The organism is Amycolatopsis antarctica (genome assembly GCF_002262875.1).
Lineage (GTDB): Bacteria > Actinomycetota > Actinomycetes > Mycobacteriales > Pseudonocardiaceae > Amycolatopsis > Amycolatopsis antarctica.
Genome location: NZ_NKYE01000008.1, coordinates 262,738 through 280,491, shown reverse-complemented (window position 1 = coordinate 280,491; position 17,754 = coordinate 262,738). Strand labels below are relative to the sequence as shown.

The window sequence follows — 17,754 nt, the reverse complement described above, 5'->3', positions numbered from 1 at the left end:
CCCGGACATGCCCTCGCTCAGCCGACGGACTACGCTTGACCTGCGAAATCTTCGGTATGGGAGGCAGGCGGCGTGACAGCATCGCGACCCGTGGTGGGTGTACTCGCGCTGCAGGGAGATGTCCGCGAGCACGCGGCGGCGATGGAACGCGCGGGAACCCGGGTGATCCCGGTGCGCAGGCCCAGCGAACTGTCCGAAGTGGACGGACTGGTGCTGCCCGGTGGCGAGTCCACCACGATGTCCCGGCTGCTGGTGACCTTCGACCTGCTCCAGCCGCTGCGCGAACGGCTCGCCGCGGGCATGCCGGCCTACGGTTCCTGTGCCGGCATGATCCTGCTCGCCAGGCAGGTGCTCGACGGCAGGCCGGACCAGGAGCAGCTCGGCGGCCTGGACGTGCTCGTGCGGCGCAACGCCTTCGGCAGGCAGGTCGACTCCTTCGAGGCCGACCTGGATTTCGCCGGGGCCGAGGGCGGGCCGATGCACGCCGTCTTCATCCGCGCGCCGTGGGTGGAGAAGGCAGGCGAGGACGTCCAGGTGCTCGCCCAGGTGCCGGACACCCCGGAGGCCGGCGGGGCGGCCGCTAGGATCGTCGCGGTCAGGCAGGGGACGGTGCTCGCCACCGCCTTCCACCCGGAGCTGACGGGGGATGAGCGCGTGCACCGGTTGTTCGCGCGCGTCGTCCGCGAGGCGGCATAGGCAAGCGGGACGCGAAGCAGATGGAGGAGTAGATGAGCGGCCACTCCAAATGGGCCACCACGAAGCACAAGAAGGCGAACCTCGATGCCAAGCGGGGCAAGCTCTTCGCGCGGCTGATCAAGAACATCGAGGTGGCGGCCCGCACCGGTGGCAGCGACCCGGACGGCAACCCGACCCTGTACGACGCCATCCAGAAGGCGAAGCGCAACTCGGTACCGGCCGACAACATCGAGCGCGCACGCAAGCGCGGCGGCGGCGAGGAGGCGGGCGGCGCCGACTGGCAGAACATCACCTACGAGGGCTACGGCCCGAACGGTGTGGCGGTGCTGATCGAGTGCCTCACCGACAACAAGAACCGTGCCGCGATGGAGGTCCGCACCGCGCTGACCCGCAACAACGGCTCGCTGGCCGACCCGGGTTCGGTCGCCTACCTGTTCAACCGCAAGGGCGTCGTGCTCATGCCGAAGAACGAGCTGTCCGAGGACGACGTGCTGATGGCCGTGCTCGACGCGGGCGCCGAGGACGTGAACGACCTTGGCGAGAGCTTCGAGATCGTCTCCGAAGCCACCGACCTGCTCGCCGTGCGGACCGCCCTGCAGGAGGCGGGCTACGACTACGAGTCCGCCGAGATGAGCTTCCTGCCCTCGGTGAGCGTGCCGCTGGAGGCCGACGGTGCGAAGAAGGTCTTCAACCTGATCGACGCCCTCGAGGACTGCGACGACGTGCAGGCCGTCTACGCCAACTTCGACGTGTCGGACGAGGTTCTGGCCGAGGTCGGCTGACACCCGAATCCGGACGAACCGACGGCCGCACCGGGAAACCGGTGCGGCCGTCCGGGTCTTTTGGGCCGGTTTTCCTTGCTGTCAGAGGGTTTCCGGCCGACACGACGGCACGGCTATGGGAATCGCGCCGCCGGTGCGGCACAATGATCGCCGTGACGACGACGGAATCCGAGCTCGACGAAGATCATGAACTCCGCGAGTGGATCGTCGCCCAGGCCGGGGAGCGGGGCAACGCGGTCATCGCCGTTCCCGCGGACGAGACGGGCTCCGGCTACTGCTTCACCGCGTCGGCGTGGGCGATGCACGAGGTGCCCGAGGCCGTCGTCGTGGGTCTGCCGCCGGACGTGGGCCCCGTGCTGCTCGACGCCTACGTCGACCGCGCCGCCGCGGGAGAGGTCTTCGAGCCGGGCTCGGTGTACACCGACTTCTTCGAGGGCGTGCCCGTCACGTTCGAGCAGGTGCATCCCGGCCACTACCCGGAGTTCCTCGGCAGCGCCTTCCTGGTCTACCCGGAGGGCGACTTCCCCGCGCTGCAGATCATCGTGGCCACCCCGGACGGCCACTGGCCATGGCAGGCGGACGCGCCCGAGGGCTTCGCCGAGTGGCAGCCGATCCTCACCGGATCCGGCGATCCGGAGAGCTGGACCCCCGGCGTCGACGGTCCGTGACGCGGCGCTGCCCGTCCACAGTGGACTGAGCCGGTCGCGGCGCCCGGCGAGTCGGTGACCGCCTACCAGGGTGCCCGCCGGTAGTGTTCCTCCTCGAACTGGTGTTCGGCGGAGAGGTGGCGAAGGTGCGCGTGCTCGGTGTTGACCCCGGGCTGACCCGGTGCGGGCTGGGCGTGGTCGACGGCGGCACCGGGCGCTCGGTCGCCTGCGTCGCGGTGGACGTGGTGCGTACGCCCCCGGAGGCCGAGCTGTCCGTGCGGCTGATGGGCATCGCCGATGCCGTGGAGGGCTGGCTGGACCGGTATCGGCCCGACGCGGTCGCCGTGGAGCGGGTGTTCAGCCAGCACAACGTCCGCACCGCCATGGGTACCGCGCAGGCGGGCGGTGTGGTGGCGCTCGGTGCCGCGCGCCGTGGCCTGCCGGTCGTCTTCCACACCCCCAGCGAGGTCAAGGCGGCCGTCACCGGTTCCGGCCGAGCGGACAAGGCGCAGGTCACGCTCATGGTGACCAGGCTGCTGAAGATGGACGTCGCGCCCCGTCCCGCCGACGCGGCCGACGCGCTCGCGCTCGCCATCTGCCACCTCTGGCAGGAACCGATGCGGGGCAGGCTCGCCGAGGCGGAGGCGAGGGCCGCGGAACTCGCCAGGACGCACCGGGCCAGGCTCGCGGCGGCGCGCAGGAACCACACCAACGGCAGGAACCAGTCGACGGGAGCGGGACGGTGATCTCTTCGGTACGGGGCGAGGTGCTCGCCGTCGCGCTCGACCACGCGGTGGTCGAGGTCGGCGGGGTCGGTCTCGCCGTCCAGGCAACGCCATCGACACTGGCCACGCTCCGCAGGGGCGAACAGGTCCGGCTGCACACCGCGCTGATCGTGCGCGAGGACTCGCTGACCCTGTTCGGTTTCGCCGACGCGCAGGCCAGGGAACTGTTCGGACTGCTGCAGACCGTCTCCGGCATCGGGCCGCGGCTCGCCCTCGCCGCACTCGCCGTGCTCGATCCCGACGCGCTCACCAGCGCACTCTCCGAGGGCAACATCACCGCGCTCACGCAGGTGCCCGGCATCGGCCGCAAGGGTGCCGAGCGGCTGTCGCTCGAACTGCGCGACAAGGTCGCCGGACGCGGGGCCGACCCGGACGCCGCCGCGGGCGCGAGCACGGCCGCGGGGGCGGTGCGGGCCGAGGTGGCCGAGGCGCTGCTCGGACTCGGCTTCCCCGCCAAGCAGGCCGAACAGGCCGTGGAGAAGGCACTGGCCGAACTGGATCCCGCCGCCTCCGACACCTCGGCCGTGTTGCGTACCGCGCTGACCACCCTCGGCCGCAAGCGCTAGGGCCGGCCCGTGCACGATGAGGACGTGACCGAATTCGAGCCGGACGACGAGGCGCTGTCCGCGCTGCCGCAGACCGGTGAGCGCGAGGTCGAGACCACCCTGCGGCCGCGCAGGCTGACCGAGTTCGTGGGCCAGCCGCGGGTGCGCGAGCAGCTCGAACTGGTGCTGGAGAGTGCCCGCAGGCGAGGCGTCCCGCCGGATCACGTGCTGCTGTCCGGCCCTCCCGGCCTCGGCAAGACGAGCCTCGCGATGATCATCGCCGCCGAACTCGACGCCGCCATCCGGATCACCTCCGGGCCCGCGCTGGAACGGGCGGGTGATCTGGCGGCGATGCTGTCCAACCTGGTCGAGGGCGATGTGCTCTTCATCGACGAGATCCACCGGATCGCCCGTCCCGCCGAGGAGATGCTGTACCTGGCGATGGAGGACTTCCGCGTCGACGTCGTCGTCGGCAAGGGGCCGGGCGCCACCAGCATTCCGCTGGAGATCGCCCCGTTCACGCTGGTCGGCGCCACCACCCGCTCCGGTTCGCTGACCGGTCCGCTGCGCGACCGGTTCGGTTTCACCGGCCACATGGAGTTCTACTCGGCCCAGGAACTCGAACTCGTCGTCCGCCGGGCGGCCACCATCCTGGACATCCGGTTCGACGACAGCGGAGCCGCCGAGATCGCGGACCGCTCCCGCGGCACCCCCCGGATCGCCAACCGGCTGCTGCGCCGCGTCCGCGACTACGCCGAGGTGCGCGCCGACGGCCTGGTGAACCAGGAGATCGCCCGGGCGGCGCTGGAGGTCTACGACGTCGACGAACTCGGCCTGGACCGGCTGGACCGCGCCGTGCTCTCGGCGCTGGTCCGTTCCTTCGGTGGCGGCCCGGTCGGGGTCTCCACCCTGGCGGTGGCCGTGGGGGAGGAGTCGACGACGGTCGAGGAGGTCTGCGAGCCGTACCTGGTGCGGGCCGGGATGCTCGCGCGGACGCCGCGCGGCCGGGTCGCGACGGCCGCGGCCTGGGCGCACCTGGGCGTCGAGCCACCCCCGGGCCTGCCCTTGCAAGGGGGCCGGTTCGCCGAGGACTCGCCCAGTCTGTTCGACTAGGCGGCCGTGCCGGAACGGGCACCGCGGCGAGATCACGGGAACGTCGTCGCGGTACCGAGCTCGGCACCGGTGCTGGCTTTCTCGCCGGTACCTGGCACACTCGAACACGCACATCCAGGCCAATCGGACGTTTCGCCGGGCGTTCCCCGCCTGGCCGTCCGCCGAATGGAGAATCATGGAACAGTTATTCCTGCCGTTGCTCCTCATGCTTGTCGTCGCTGTGCCGCTGATCATGGGAACGCGCAAGCAGAAGAAGGCTGTGGCGCAGCAGCAGGAGCTGCAGAGCAGCCTGTCGGCAGGCGACCGCGTGATGACCACCTCCGGTCTCTACGCCACCGTCGCCGACGCCTCGGACGAGACCACCATCGACCTCGAGATCGCCGATGGTGTCACGACGACCTGGCTGCGTCAGGCCGTGCGCGAGAAGATCGAGATCACCGCGGACGACGCGGACGATGTCGATGTTCTCGACAACGACAACGAGATCGTCGCCGACGACGCCGCTGTCACGCCCACCACGGTGGACGAGGACGACCGCGAGCGCGCCGAGGCCTCGACCTCGACGGGCGCCTCCGTCGCGCCCCCGTTGGAGCACGGCAAGAAGTAGTTCCTGCTCATCACGCCGGCTCACCCGTCGGTGTGGTGCTTAGCAGTGGGTGTAACGCAGGGCTCACGTAGCACCGAGTAGTGTCTCGGTGCTGCGTGCGACCCGGCATCCCGCTGCGGGCTCGTACTGCCTGTAAGGGCATGCGCAGCGACGTCCCAGCAGCCCAGTACGAGGAGAACGACCGACCGTGGCACCACCGGCCGGGCACATCCGCCCGGGACGCTATCTCGCCTTCTTCGTCCTCATCGTGGTCGTGCTCTACGCCCTGGTGTTCTTCACCGGCGGCGGCAAGCCGACTCCCAAGCTGGGCATCGACCTTCAGGGCGGTACGAGGGTCACGCTCACCGCGCGTACCGCGGACGGTGCGGAGCCCTCGCGAGAGTCCCTGAACCAGGCTCGCCAGATCATCGAGACCCGCGTCAACGGCATCGGCGTCGCCGGTACCGAGACCGTGCTCGACGGCAACAACATCGTCATCACCGTCCCGGGTGAGGAGGGTGATCAGGCGAAGAACCTCGGCCGGACGGCCAAGCTCGCGTTCCGCAAGGTCGCCATCGCGCAGCCGGCCGGTCCGGCAGGCGGCGCCCCGGGCCAAGTACCCGGACAGGTCCCTGGCCAGGTACCCGGCCAGATTCCGGGTCAGGTTCCCGGTCAGCAGCCCGGCGCCGACCCGGGCGGTGCGCCCGCGGAACAGCCACCCGCGGAGCAGCCGCCCGCGCAGGGCGGTGGCGGTGCGCCGGGTGGGCTGCCCCAGCAGGAGCAGCCGCCCGCCCCCGAACAGGACGGCTCGGTCGACGAGCAGACCGCCCAGCAGATCCAGGCGGCCAAAGAGCAGCGGCAGAATCCCGCCATTGTCGCGGCCAACCCGCAGGACCCGGCGCAGATGGCCGCCGCCCAGCAGGCGCAGCAGCTCGCGCTCGCCCAGCTCACTTGCGGCGGCGAGGACCCGCTGCGCGGCAACGACGACCCGAAGCTGCCGCTGGCCACCTGTTCCGAGGACGGCACGGAGAAGTTCGTCCTGGAGCCGATGTTCCTGCCAGGCGAGGAGATCGCGACCGCCTCGGCCAGTCCGCCTCAGCAGGGTGCGGGCTGGTCGGTCAACCTCGAGTTCAAGTCCGAGGGAACCCGGCTCTGGGGCGAGTTCACCTCGCAGAACGTGCAGGAACGCGCCGCGTTCGTGCTCGACAGCGAGGTCGTCTCCGCGCCCACGATCAACACCGCGATTCTCGACGGCCGCACGCAGATCACCGGAAACTTCGGTCAGACGGAGTCGCAGAGCCTCGCCGACATTCTGAAGTACGGCTCGCTGCCGCTGTCGTTCACCTCGTCCGACGCCACCACCGTCTCCGCTACGCTCGGACTCGCCTCGCTGGAGGCGGGCCTGATCGCCGGCGGTATCGGCCTGCTCGTCGTGTTCGTCTACTGCCTGTTCTACTACCGCCTGCTGGGCGTGCTGACGATTCTCTCGCTGGCGCTGTCCGGTGCGATCGTCTACGCGGTACTGGTACTGCTCGGCCGGTGGATCGGCTTCACCCTCGACCTCGCGGGCGTCGCCGGCTTCATCATCGCCATCGGTATCACCGCGGACTCGTTCGTCATCTTCTTCGAGAGATTGAAGGACGAGATACGCGAGGGCCGAAGTTTCCGCTCCGCCGTACCACGGGGCTGGATCCGGGCCCGGCGGACGATCCTGGCATCCGACGCGATCAGCTTCCTCGCGGCCGCCGTGCTCTACACCCTCGCCGTGGGCGAGGTGCAGGGCTTCGCGTTCACCCTCGGCATGTCGACCGTGCTGGACCTGATCGTGGTCATCCTGGTGACGCATCCGCTGGTGTCGATGGTGTCGAAGTCCAAGACGCTGTCCAACCCCAAGCTGACCGGTCTCGGCTCGGCGCAGCGGGCGGGTTCGCAACGTAAGGCGGTGGGCCGCAAGACCGGCCGCGCGGCCGTGAAGGAGGCGTGACGTGTCGGTCGAGGACAGCGGGACCGGGGCGGAAGCCGTGACCACCCCCGCGGGCACCATCACCAAGCGGGAGAGCATCTTCAACCGGCTCTACGTCGGCAACGGCGCGTTCGACGTCGTCGGCAAGCGCAAGAACTGGTACCTGTTCTTCGCCGCCCTCGTGGTGGTGTGCGGCCTGTCGATGGGGCTCAAGGGATTCAACCTCGGTATCGACTTCGAGGGCGGAACCCAGCTCCAGATGCCTGCCAACGGCGCGAACGGTGAGATCACCGACGACCGGGCCAAGGAGGTCTTCAACCAGTCCCTCGGGCTGGAGGCCGCCGAGACGCAGGTCGTCGGCACCGGCGACGCCGCCACCGTGCAGGTCCGCTCGGACACGCTGGACGCCGCGCAGGTGGCGAAGGTCAAGCAGGCGCTGTTCGACGAGTTGCAGCCGATCGGCTCGAACGGCCAGCCCGGCATCGGCGCCATCAGCGACAGCGCGGTCAGCGCGTCCTGGGGCGGTGAGATCTCCCAGAAGGCACTGATCGCGCTCGCCGTGTTCATGGTGCTGGTGACCATCTTCCTGGTGCTGTACTTCGAGAAGTGGATGGCGCTGGCGGCGATGCTCTCGCTGGTCCACGACCTCGTGGTGACCGCGGGCGTGTACTCCCTGGTCGGCTTCGAGGTCAGCCCGGCCACCGTGATCGGTCTGCTGACGATCCTGGGTTTCTCGCTGTACGACACGGTGGTGGTGTTCGACAAGGTCAAGGAGAACACCCGCGGCCTGCTCGGGCTGACCCGCCGCACCTACGGCGAGGCCGCGAACCTCGCGCTGAACCAGACGCTGATGCGCTCGTTCAACACCGCGTTCATCGCGCTGCTGCCGATCATCGGCCTGCTGGTCATCGGATCCATCCTGCTGGGCTCCGGCACGCTGCAGGACCTGGCGCTGGTCCAGCTCACCGGAACGCTCGTCGGCGTGCTGTCCTCCGTCTTCCTGGCCACCCCGTTGCTGGTCGACTTCAAGATGCGGGAACCGAAGTACAAGCAGCAGGCGCAGCGGGTCAAGGCCCGCCGGGAGAACGTCGCCCGCAAGGCCGCAGACCGGGAGAACGCCGAATCGGGCGACTTCGACCCGGCCGACGACGCGCAGCTCGACGCCGAACTGCGCAAGGAGAAGGCCTACGCGGCCGCGGCCAGCGTGCCCGCCCGCAACCAGCGGGCGACGCCGTCCCGTGGAAACCGGCCGAAGCCGAGCGGCAAGCCCTCGGGCAAGCGCAAGCGCTGACCCCGGTGCTGCTCGACGAGGCGCTGGACCGCATCGCCGAGGTTCCGGACTTCCCGGAACCCGGCGTGCTGTTCCGCGATCTCACGCCGCTGCTCGCCGATCCCGCCGCCTTCGCCGCCACGGTGGACGCGCTGGCGGCCGGTCTCCCGGAGGACACCGGCCTGCTGGCGGCCGTCGAGGCGCGCGGCTTCCTGCTCGCCGCCGCGATCGGCTACAGCCGGGGCATCGGCGTCGTCCCGGTACGCAAGCCGGGCAAACTGCCCGCCGTGGCGGACCGGATCGAGTACGAGCTGGAGTACGGTTCGGCCGTTCTGGAACTCCCGGCCGGGCTGGTCGCCGCCGGTGATCGCGTGACCGTGGTCGACGACGTGCTGGCCACCGGTGGCACCGCCGCCGCGGCCGTGGGTTTGCTCGAACGCGCGGGCGCGCGGGTGGACGGGGTGACCGTGGTGCTGGAGCTCGCGGCCCTCGGCGGGCGTGCGCTCCTCGGTAGCCGGCCGGTGCGCGCGCTTCGGGTGCTCTGACACGGTCCGGCAGACGCGGGGCGGAGACGCGAGTACGGGCCCGGACGTCTACCCTGTGGGTTCGACGACGCCGCGAACGCGGGAGGTGCGGGTGAGCCAGGAGCTCGAGTCCGTGGTGCCCGCCGAACCAGAACCCGGCGCGAACGCGGGGGGCACCGGGAGCGGAACCACGAAGGCAGCCTCGTCCGGCGCGAGCACCGTGGCCAAGCCCGCCGCCGACCCGGCGCGCAACGGCCAGGCCAACGGCACCCGAGCCCCTTCGGCAACCCGCAGGGTGCGTGCACGGCTCGCCCGGCGGATCACCGCGCAGCGGGCGGCGACCGTCAAGCAGGTTCTCGAACCGCTCGCCGCCGTGCACCGCGAGCTGCACCCGAACGCGGATCTGACGCTGCTGCAGCGCGCCTACGACGTCGCCGAGGAACTGCACCGGGACCAGCGGCGCAAGTCCGGCGACCCGTACATCACGCACCCGCTGGCGGTCGCCACCATCCTCGCCGAACTCGGCATGGACACCACCACACTGGTCGCCGCGCTGCTGCACGACACCGTCGAGGACACCGGATACCCGGTCGGCAGCCTCGCCGCCGACTTCGGTGACGAGGTCGCCGAACTGGTAGACGGCGTGACGAAACTGGACAAGGTCAAGCTGGGCTCGGCGGCGGAGGCGGAGACCATCCGCAAGATGGTGATCGCGATGGCCCGCGACCCCCGCGTGCTGGTGATCAAGCTGGCAGACCGGCTGCACAACATGCGCACCATGCGGTTCCTCCCGCCGGAGAAGCAGGCGCGCAAGGCGAAGGAGACCCTCGAGGTCCTCGCCCCACTGGCACACCGCCTCGGCATGGCGACCGTGAAATGGGAACTGGAGGACCTCGCGTTCGCCATCCTGCAGCCGAAGAAGTACGACGAGATCGTGCGGCTGGTCGCCGACCGGGCCCCCTCCCGCGACATCTACCTGCGTCAGGTCGTCGGCGAGCTGTCGAACAACCTGGTCGGCTCCAGGATCACCGCGAAGGTCGAGGGCAGGCCGAAGCACTACTACTCGATCCACCAGAAGATGATCGTGCGTGGCCGCGATCTGGACGACATCCACGACCTGGTGGGTGTCCGCATCCTGGTCGAGGACGTACGTGACTGCTATGCGGCGATGGGCGTCGTGCACGCGCTGTGGCAGCCGATGCCGGGGCGCTTCAAGGACTACATCGCGCAGCCGCGCTTCAGCGTCTACCAGTCGCTGCACACCACGGTGATCGGGCCGGACGGCAAACCGCTCGAGGTGCAGATCCGCACCTACGAGATGCACCGCACCGCCGAGTACGGCATCGCCGCGCACTGGCGGTACAAGGAGACCAAGGGCACGCACCGCGGCAACGCCGTCGACGTCGACGAGATGGCCTGGATGCGGCAGCTTCTCGACTGGCAGCGGGAGGCCGCCGATCCGGGCGAGTTCCTCGAGTCGCTGCGCTACGACCTGCAGACGAAGGAGATCTTCGTCTTCACGCCCAAGGGCGACGTGATCACGCTGCCCGCCGGCTCGACCCCGGTGGACTTCGCCTACACCGTGCACACCGAGGTCGGCCACCGCTGTATCGGCGCGCGGGTCAACGGCAGGCTGGTCGCGCTCGAGCGGCAGCTGGAGAACGGCGAGGTCGTGGAGATCTTCACCTCCAAGGCCGAGGGAGCCGGGCCCACCCGCGACTGGCTGCAGTTCGCCGAATCGCCGAAGGCGCGGGCGAAGATCCGCCAGTGGTTCGCCAAGGAACGCCGGGACGAGGCGATCGAGGGCGGCAAGGAGGCGATCACCAAGGAGCTGCGCAAGGTCGGGCTTCCCCTGCAGCGCCTGGTGTCCGCGGATTCGATGAGCGCACTGGCCGCGGAGCTGCGGTACGGCGACATCACCTCCCTCTACGCCGCGGTCGGCGAGGGCAACACCAGCGCGAAGCACGTGGTGCAGCGCCTGGTCGCGCTGATCGGCGGCGTCGAGGAGGCGGAGGAGGAGCTGGCCGAGCGCTCCACCCCGTCCACCGTGACGCGCAGGCGCGGTTCCAACGACGTCGGGGTGGTCGTGAAGGGGGCGAGCGACGTCTGGGCGAAGCTGGCCCGCTGCTGCACCCCGGTCCCCGGCGACGAGATCCTCGGCTTCGTCACCCGCGGCGGCGGTGTCAGCGTGCACCGCACCGACTGCACCAACGCCGACGATCTGCGCGCCCAGCCCGAACGCCTGGTCGAGGTCGAGTGGGCCCCCTCGGAGTCCTCGGTCTTCCTGGTGGCGATCCAGGTGGAGGCGCTGGACCGGCACCGGTTGCTCTCCGACGTCACCAAGGTTCTCGCCGACGAGAAGGTGAACATCCTCTCCGCCTCGGTCACCACCTCACGCGACCGGGTGGCGGTGAGCCGTTTCTCCTTCGAGATGGGCGACCCCAAGCATCTCGGCCACGTGCTCGGCGTGGTGCGGGGTGTGGAAGGCGTCTACGACGTCTATCGCGTCACGTCCGCGTCCTGAAGCCAGGGCGGCCCGCGCGCAGCCCTGTACGGTCGTGTCCCATGATCGACGGACTCGCTGTCGCCTATGAGGGCGACGTTGCGCGGCTGACCTTGTCCCGGCCCGCCAAGAAGAACGCCATCTCCTACGGCATGTGGTCGGCCCTGTCCGAGGTGGTGGCCAGGGTCGAGGACGACCCGGCGATCAAGGTGCTCGTGCTCACCGGCGCGGGGGAGGACTTCTCGGCGGGCGCGGACATCAGCGAGTTCGGCGAGTTGCGGTCCTCGGCGGAGGGCGCGGCCGTGTACGACCGGGCGATCGACGCGGCCGTCCGCGCGCTGACCGGTATGCGCAAGCCGAGCGTGGCGATGATCCGCGGCAACTGCATCGGCGGCGGCTGTCAGGTCGCGGTGGCCTGCGACTTCCGCTTCGCCGCCGACGGCGCCCGGTTCGGGATCACGCCCGCCAAGCTCGGGATCGTCTACGACTTCGAGTCCACCCGCCAGCTCGTCTCGCTGATCGGTCCCGCGCAGGCGCGGTACTTCCTGCTCTCCGGCAGGCTGATCGACTCCGGTCGTGCCAGGGAGATCGGGCTGGTCAACGACACGGTGCCGGATGCCGGACTCGAAGAGTCCACAATGGATTTCGTGGGCACGCTGTGCGGACGTTCGCAGGCCTCGATCAGGGGGATGAATCGGATCATCGGGAAAATCCTTGCCGGTCAAGGGGAGTCCGACGAGGAGGTGGACCGTATCCGGCTCGACGCGCTACGCGGCGAGGACTACGCGGAGGGGGTGTCCGCCTTCCTGGAGCGCCGCGCCCCGGCTTTCACCTACCGTTAGAATCCGAGGGGGCCGCGCCCGGACCTGCTCCGCACCCGGACACGGCGACGCCGATCCCCGTTCAGGGATCGGCGTCGCCGTGTCCGCGTAAGCGATCTCTGCGGGACAGGCCTCAGGCGTTGACCGAGACCTCGGTGAACTTCACCGGAGTCTTGGGCTTGCCGGTGCCGTCCTGGCTCTGGGCCGCCGCGGCCGGGTCCACACCGGCCTTGGCGACCTCGTCGAGCACCTTCAGGCCCTCGTCGGAAATGCTGCCGAAAACGGTGTAGTCGGGCTGGAGCTGCGCGTCGCCGTAGACCATGAAGAACTGGCTGCCGCCGGAGTTGGGCTGCGCGGTCTTCGCCATGGCGAGCACGCCCCGGCCGTACGTCAGTTCCGGGAAGTTCTCGTCCTGGACCGTGTATCCCGGACCGCCCGAGCCGGAGGCCGTGGGATCACCGCACTGCAGCATCTGCAGGCCATCGGTGCCGAGCCGATGGCACTCGGTGTCGTTGTAGTAACCCTGCTGGGCGAGACCGACGAAGCTGTTGACCGTGCAGGGCGCGAGCGCCTTGTCCAGGGTCACCGGAATGTCGCCCGCCGAGGTCTTCACGGTGGCGCTGACCGTGCCCGTCGAGGCGATCCCCTCACCCGCGGGCGGAGTGGCCGGCTTCGCCGCGGGTTCGGCGCCGGCCGGGTACTGGCAGCTCACCGGATCGGCGAGCGGCTGGGGCCGCTGCGGCATGGCCGCGCGTTCGGTCGGGATCTGTACCGGCGGCGGCGCCTGCTCCTCCTGGCCGGGCTGTGCTCCGGCGTCCGCGTTGACGTCGGCGCGCTCGCGCGTGGCCACGAAGACCACCAGGCCCGCGATGATCATCACGGCGCCGATGGTGACGCCGATGCCCACGATCTTGCGTCGCTTGGCCTGTTCCGCCCGGTGCGCGATCTGCCGGTCGAGCTTGCGCTTCGCGGCCTCGCGGCGTTGCTGGTTGGTCGCCACCCGCCCCTCCCGATTCACTCGACTCATGTGGTGCTGGGGTGGCGGCAGTCTATGGGCACAGCCTGTGAGAACCCCGTACAGGGGCCGCTAGGGTGGCCGAAAAGCGTTCCGGGCGGTCGTCCCGGCCGGTCGTGGAGGGGGTCTCGTGCTCGTCATCGGCTTCGCGGCCGGCGCCTTCCAGGCCAACTGCTACCTGCTCGCGGCGGCCGAGGGAGCCGAGTGCGTCGTCGTCGACCCCGGCCAGGACGCCGGGGAGGGCGTCGCGCGGGCGGTGCGCGAGCACGGCCTCGACCCGGTCGCCGTGCTGGCCACCCACGGCCACCTCGACCACGTCCACTCGGCGGCAGCCCTCGCCGACGAGCACGGCGCCCCGTTGTGGATCCACTCCGCGGACCGAGGGCTGCTGACCGATCCGCTGTCCGGGCTCGGTCCCGAACTGGCCGCGTTGATCGGACCGGTGCAGCCCGTGCTGCCCGCCACCGTCGAACCGCTGGACGCGCACATCGGCGGGACGCTGGAACTGGCCGGACTACGGTTCGAGGTCGTCCACACGCCAGGGCACACGCCGGGATCGGTGGTGTTCCGGCTCGCCACCGAGGAGGGCGGCCTGCTCGCGCTGACCGGGGACACCCTGTTCGCCGGTGCCGTGGGACGTACCGACCTGCCCGGCGGCGACGCCGCGCTGCTGGAGCGATCGCTGGCCACGCTCGCGGCCCTGCCCGAGGAGACGGTGATCCTGCCCGGTCACGGACCGGCGGGCACCATCGGGCGGGAACGTGCGGCCAATCCCTTTCTGTCCGTTTCCGACGGTGGCGGTGGTGCATGACCGAACCCGAGTCCGAGTCTGAGACCATCCCGCTGCACGGTGACACCCCGGAGCTGCGTAGACGCCGCGGCGTCTCCGGTGTCATCGGCGCGCTGCTGGTCGCCGCCGCGTTCGGCGGTGTCGCCGGGCTGCTCGGCGGCCAGGTCGCCGGACTGGTCGCGGCCGCGGTGACCGGGCTTCCCCTGCTGTACGTGGTCGCCTTCAACATCCGCAGGCGGCTGTGGCTCCAGGGCACCGAGGTGCTGGTGCGCACCTGGCGCACCCGCCGCGTCGACCTGGTCGCGGCGAAGCGGATCGACCTGCTGCTCACCGACGTACGAGGGACGCGGTCGGTGGGGCTGCTGGTGGACGCCGGGCAGCGCGGCCGCTCGGTCAAGCTGGACCTCGCCGTCTACGCGGGCACCGGCGGCAGGGAACTCGGCATCGTGGCACTACGGAAACTGGCCAACGCGCTGATGAACAACGTCGAGGCGAACGGCATCGTGTTCGGCGAACTGCTGGTGGCGCAACTGCGGTCCGAAGCGCGCGGGGACGCCGCCGCGGACCGTCCGCTGTACCGGATCGCGTCCGTGGCCCCCTCCGGCAAACTGGCCCAGCGGTTCACCATGGAGACGGTCAGCCGTTTCGTCGCGGCGCTGGACTGACCGGCGACCGGGGCACGGGCGTTCACACCTCGGCGGGCTCCGCGGGTTCACGGACCGCGATGATCGCCGCCAGCGCCGTGGTCACCGGTACCGCCGCGACGATCCCGATGCTGCCGGCGAGAGTTCGCACGATCTCCTGCGCGATGTCCTGGGAGCCGAGGATGGAGCCCAGGCCGACGCCGGAGATGGAGGAGTACAGCAGCACCGGCAGCGCGGCACCGGCGTACGCCATCACCAGGGTGTTCACCGCCGAGGCGACGTGGTCGCGGCCGATCCGCAGGCCGGCCGCGTAGAGCTCCCGCCAGCCGAGCGAGGCGTTGGCCCTGCGCAGTTCCCACACGGCACTGGTCTGGGTGACCGTCACGTCGTCGAGTACGCCGAGCGCACCGATGACGATTCCGGCCAGCAGCAGCCCCCGGGCGTCGATGCCCCGGCCGAGGGCGGCGATGAGCGAGGACGTGTCCTCACCGAGGCCGGTGAGCGAGGCCGCGGCGGCGAAGACGGTGGCCAGGATGCCGATCAGCGTGAGGCTGATCAGGGTGCCCAGCACGGCCACCGAGGTACGGGCGGAGAACCCGTGCGTCAGGTAGAGCGCGAGGAACATGATCAGTCCCGCCCCCGCGATCGCCACCAGCAGCGGGTTCTCCCCGGCCAGGATCGCGGGCAGCACGAACGCCAGCAGCACCACGAAGCTCAGGCCCAGCGCGCCCAGCGCGGCGAGTCCCTGCTTTCGGCCGAGTGCGATCACCGCGAGCGCGAACAGGCCCGCCAGCACCGCCAGTGGCAGGCCACGCTGGAAGTCCACGAGCTGGTACGCCTCTGGCGAGGCGGCGTCCGCGCCCGAGTAGGCCAGCACCACGGCGTCGCCCACGGCGAAACGCGGCGTGGACGGCTCGATGGGCACGTCCTTGGTCACCGTCGAGCCCGCCGCCGGGCCGTCGCTGAGCAGGATGGTCACCGTCAGGCACACCGGCTCGCCCGGAACGGGCTGCTGGTCGCCTACCCGGACCTCGCCAGGTGGCAGGCACGGTCCGGAGGCCGCCGCGGTCACGTCGCCGTCCACGGGGGTTCCGCTGTCGACCACGCTGGTCGGCGAGTCCTGGCCCCACGGGTACAGCACGGCCACGCCGACGATCGCCGCCAGGGCGAACGGAACCAGCAGGATCGCCAGCAGCTTGCGGACCTGCGGGGATGCCGGCGCGGCCGGTCCGTGGCCGTGTCCGTGGCCGACGGGGCGCACGGCCTCCGCCCCGGTCCTGCGGGACGGCCGCGCCGGCTCGTCCGCGACCTCGGTCTCGGTGCCGGCCAGGGGTTCGTCACCCGGGTCCTGGTCGCGGACGGGCGGCCGTTGCGCGGGCCGGCTCGTCCTGGACGGCTCGGCCCCACGGTGCCGCGGCCGTTCGCCCGGTTCGATGCGTTCGCCGGTTGGCGGTACCCGATGCCGTTGGGCGTCGCCGGGCGCGGGCAGGCGGCGTCCGGCCGTGTCGCCGGGCTGGGCCCTCCGCCTGCCGGGTGGCGGGGGAGTGGCGCCCGTGCGGGGGCGGGGGCGCTGCGGACGCCCCGGCGGGGCGGGCGGCACACGGCGGATGGGGCCGGTGTCGTCGTCGGCCGGGTCGCGGGGCATCGCTACATCTTCCCGTGCGGGGCGTCGCGCCGTGGGGTCACGGCCGCACTCTGCCATGGCCCTGGCCGGATACCGTGAGCGGGAATCGGCGCCGTCCGGGCCATACGGTCACCGTGGCGGGTGGACCGGTTGCCGGTGCGACCGGCTCGGCGGGGCGGTGGCCGGTGTGTTCGACTGGTCGCGGACCCCGCACGGCGACAGGGAGCGATCATGAGCACCGGACCCGACCCGCTCGACTTCCTCGACCTCGACGCCGAGTTCGGCGACGAGGACCGCGCGATCCGGGACACCGTGCGTGCCTTCGCCGCCGACCACCTGACGCCGTACGTCGCCGGCTGGTACGAGACGGGCACCCTGCCCGCCCGGGAACTGGCGAAGCAGTTCGGCGAGCTGGGGTTGCTCGGGATGCACCTCGACGGCTACGGGTGCGCGGGTACGACGGGCACGGCGTACGGCATCGCCTGCCGTGAGCTGGAAGCCGTCGACTCGGGCCTGCGCAGCTTCGTCTCCGTGCAGGGGTCCCTTGCCATGTACGGAATCCACCGCTGGGGTTCGGCAGAGCAGAAGGAGGAGTGGCTGCCCCGGATGGCGAAGGGGGAGGCGCTCGGCTGCTTCGGCCTGACCGAGCCGGACGCGGGCAGCGACCCGGGCGGCATGCGCACCCGTGCCCGTCGCGACGGTGCGGACTGGGTACTCGACGGAACCAAGATGTGGATCACCAACGGCACCGTCGCCGATGTGGCCGTGGTGTGGGCGCAGACCGACGAGGGTGTGCGCGGGTTCGTCGTCCCGACCGGTACGCCGGGGTTCACCGCGAACGAGGTCGAGCACAAGCTCTCCCTGCGCGCCTCGCTGACCGCGGAACTCGTGCTCGACGGCGTGCGGCTGCCGGAATCCGCGGCGCTGCCCGAGGTGCGCGGCCTGCGCGGTCCGCTGAGCTGCCTCAACGAGGCCCGGTACGGCATCCTGTTCGGCGTCGTCGGTGCCGCTCGTACCTGCTATGAGACGGCCCTGCGCTACACCCTGGAGCGGGAGCAGTTCGGCAGGCCGCTCGCCGGTTTCCAGCTCACCCAGCGCAAGCTCGCCGACCTGCTGGTCGAGGTGAATCGTGCCGGACTGGTCGCCGCCCGGATCGCCGGGCTGAAGGACGCGGGCACCCTGCGCCCCGCCCAGGTCAGTTTCGGCAAGCTGGCGAACGTCCGCTCCGCCATCGAGGTCGCCCGTACGGCCCGCGGAATGCTGGGCGCCAACGGGATCTCGCTGGAGTATCCGGTGATGCGGCACATGGCGAACCTGGAGACCGTGCTGACCTACGAGGGCACCGAGGAGATGCACGCCCTGTCCCTCGGCCAGGCCGTCACCGGGATCGCCGCCTTCCGCTGACCCCGCCCGCCGATCGGGACCGGGTACCTGTCCGGCACCTTC

17 protein-coding genes are annotated in these 17,754 nt (G+C 70.9%); 15 read left to right on the top strand and 2 right to left on the bottom strand.

Features of this window, described 5'->3' with window-relative positions; genetic code table 11:
* Positions 1-72: 72 nt before the first annotated feature.
* From pdxT to CFN78_RS15795, 12 genes are all read left to right on the top strand, one after another.
* On the top strand, positions 73-696 hold the full coding sequence (pdxT, locus tag CFN78_RS15850) for a pyridoxal 5'-phosphate synthase glutaminase subunit PdxT (RefSeq protein ID WP_094863546.1): 624 nt from the start codon (positions 73-75) through the stop codon (positions 694-696).
* A gap of 32 nt (positions 697-728) precedes the next feature.
* Positions 729-1,478, top strand: coding sequence for a YebC/PmpR family DNA-binding transcriptional regulator (locus CFN78_RS15845; RefSeq protein ID WP_094863545.1), 750 nt, complete (start codon positions 729-731; stop codon positions 1,476-1,478).
* A 143-nt stretch (positions 1,479-1,621) separates the two neighbouring features.
* Positions 1,622-2,146: a DUF4262 domain-containing protein gene (locus tag CFN78_RS15840; RefSeq protein WP_094863544.1), complete on the top strand. Its 525-nt coding sequence runs from the start codon at positions 1,622-1,624 to the stop codon at positions 2,144-2,146.
* A gap of 125 nt (positions 2,147-2,271) precedes the next feature.
* On the top strand, positions 2,272-2,871 hold the full coding sequence (gene ruvC, locus CFN78_RS15835) for a crossover junction endodeoxyribonuclease RuvC (RefSeq protein WP_094863623.1): 600 nt from the start codon (positions 2,272-2,274) through the stop codon (positions 2,869-2,871).
* Positions 2,868-3,476 carry a Holliday junction branch migration protein RuvA gene (ruvA, locus tag CFN78_RS15830; protein WP_094863543.1) on the top strand — a complete coding sequence of 203 codons (609 nt, stop codon included), beginning with the start codon at positions 2,868-2,870 and terminating at the stop codon, positions 3,474-3,476. The genes ruvC and ruvA overlap by 4 nt, the downstream gene beginning before the upstream one ends.
* Before the next feature lie 24 nt (positions 3,477-3,500).
* The gene (gene ruvB / locus CFN78_RS15825) at positions 3,501-4,568 is read left to right on the top strand and encodes a Holliday junction branch migration DNA helicase RuvB (protein ID WP_094863542.1); all 1,068 of its coding nucleotides are present in this window, start codon (positions 3,501-3,503) and stop codon (positions 4,566-4,568) included.
* Positions 4,569-4,743: 175 nt separating this feature from the next.
* Positions 4,744-5,175: a preprotein translocase subunit YajC gene (gene yajC / locus CFN78_RS15820; RefSeq protein WP_094863541.1), complete on the top strand. Its 432-nt coding sequence runs from the start codon at positions 4,744-4,746 to the stop codon at positions 5,173-5,175.
* 187 nt (positions 5,176-5,362) lie between these two features.
* Positions 5,363-7,138, top strand: a complete 1,776-nt coding sequence (gene secD / locus CFN78_RS15815; RefSeq protein ID WP_094863540.1) for a protein translocase subunit SecD — start codon at positions 5,363-5,365, stop codon at positions 7,136-7,138.
* A 1-nt stretch (position 7,139) separates the two neighbouring features.
* A complete protein-coding gene (secF, locus tag CFN78_RS15810) occupies positions 7,140-8,408 on the top strand; it encodes a protein translocase subunit SecF (RefSeq protein WP_094863539.1) in 1,269 nt (422 codons plus the stop codon).
* A gap of 5 nt (positions 8,409-8,413) precedes the next feature.
* Positions 8,414-8,932: an adenine phosphoribosyltransferase gene (locus tag CFN78_RS15805; protein WP_094863538.1), complete on the top strand. Its 519-nt coding sequence runs from the start codon at positions 8,414-8,416 to the stop codon at positions 8,930-8,932.
* Positions 8,933-9,131: 199 nt separating this feature from the next.
* Entirely contained in the window at positions 9,132-11,435 is a 2,304-nt protein-coding gene (locus CFN78_RS15800) for a RelA/SpoT family protein (protein WP_240519488.1), read from the top strand.
* 41 nt (positions 11,436-11,476) lie between these two features.
* Positions 11,477-12,256, top strand: a complete 780-nt coding sequence (locus CFN78_RS15795) for an enoyl-CoA hydratase-related protein (protein ID WP_094863537.1) — start codon at positions 11,477-11,479, stop codon at positions 12,254-12,256.
* A gap of 112 nt (positions 12,257-12,368) precedes the next feature.
* Here the strand turns inward: CFN78_RS15795 and CFN78_RS15790 are convergent, their stop codons facing one another.
* Positions 12,369-13,235, bottom strand: a complete 867-nt coding sequence (locus CFN78_RS15790; RefSeq protein WP_094863536.1) for a peptidylprolyl isomerase — start codon at positions 13,233-13,235, stop codon at positions 12,369-12,371.
* A gap of 145 nt (positions 13,236-13,380) precedes the next feature.
* Here CFN78_RS15790 and CFN78_RS15785 point away from each other — a divergent pair, with 145 nt between their 5' ends.
* Both CFN78_RS15785 and CFN78_RS15780 read left to right on the top strand, forming a co-directional pair.
* Positions 13,381-14,061 (top strand): MBL fold metallo-hydrolase, encoded by a 681-nt coding sequence (locus tag CFN78_RS15785; protein WP_094863535.1) that lies wholly within the window; start codon positions 13,381-13,383, stop codon positions 14,059-14,061.
* Entirely contained in the window at positions 14,058-14,705 is a 648-nt protein-coding gene (locus CFN78_RS15780) for a hypothetical protein (protein ID WP_094863534.1), read from the top strand. The genes CFN78_RS15785 and CFN78_RS15780 overlap by 4 nt, the downstream gene beginning before the upstream one ends.
* Before the next feature lie 22 nt (positions 14,706-14,727).
* Here the strand turns inward: CFN78_RS15780 and CFN78_RS15775 are convergent, their stop codons facing one another.
* Positions 14,728-16,329 carry a YibE/F family protein gene (locus CFN78_RS15775; RefSeq protein WP_094863533.1) on the bottom strand — a complete coding sequence of 534 codons (1,602 nt, stop codon included), beginning with the start codon at positions 16,327-16,329 and terminating at the stop codon, positions 14,728-14,730.
* Positions 16,330-16,539: 210 nt separating this feature from the next.
* On the opposite strand from CFN78_RS15775, the gene CFN78_RS15770 reads away from it, so the two are divergent.
* Positions 16,540-17,712 (top strand): acyl-CoA dehydrogenase family protein, encoded by a 1,173-nt coding sequence (locus CFN78_RS15770; RefSeq protein ID WP_094863532.1) that lies wholly within the window; start codon positions 16,540-16,542, stop codon positions 17,710-17,712.
* Positions 17,713-17,754: the final 42 nt, after the last annotated feature.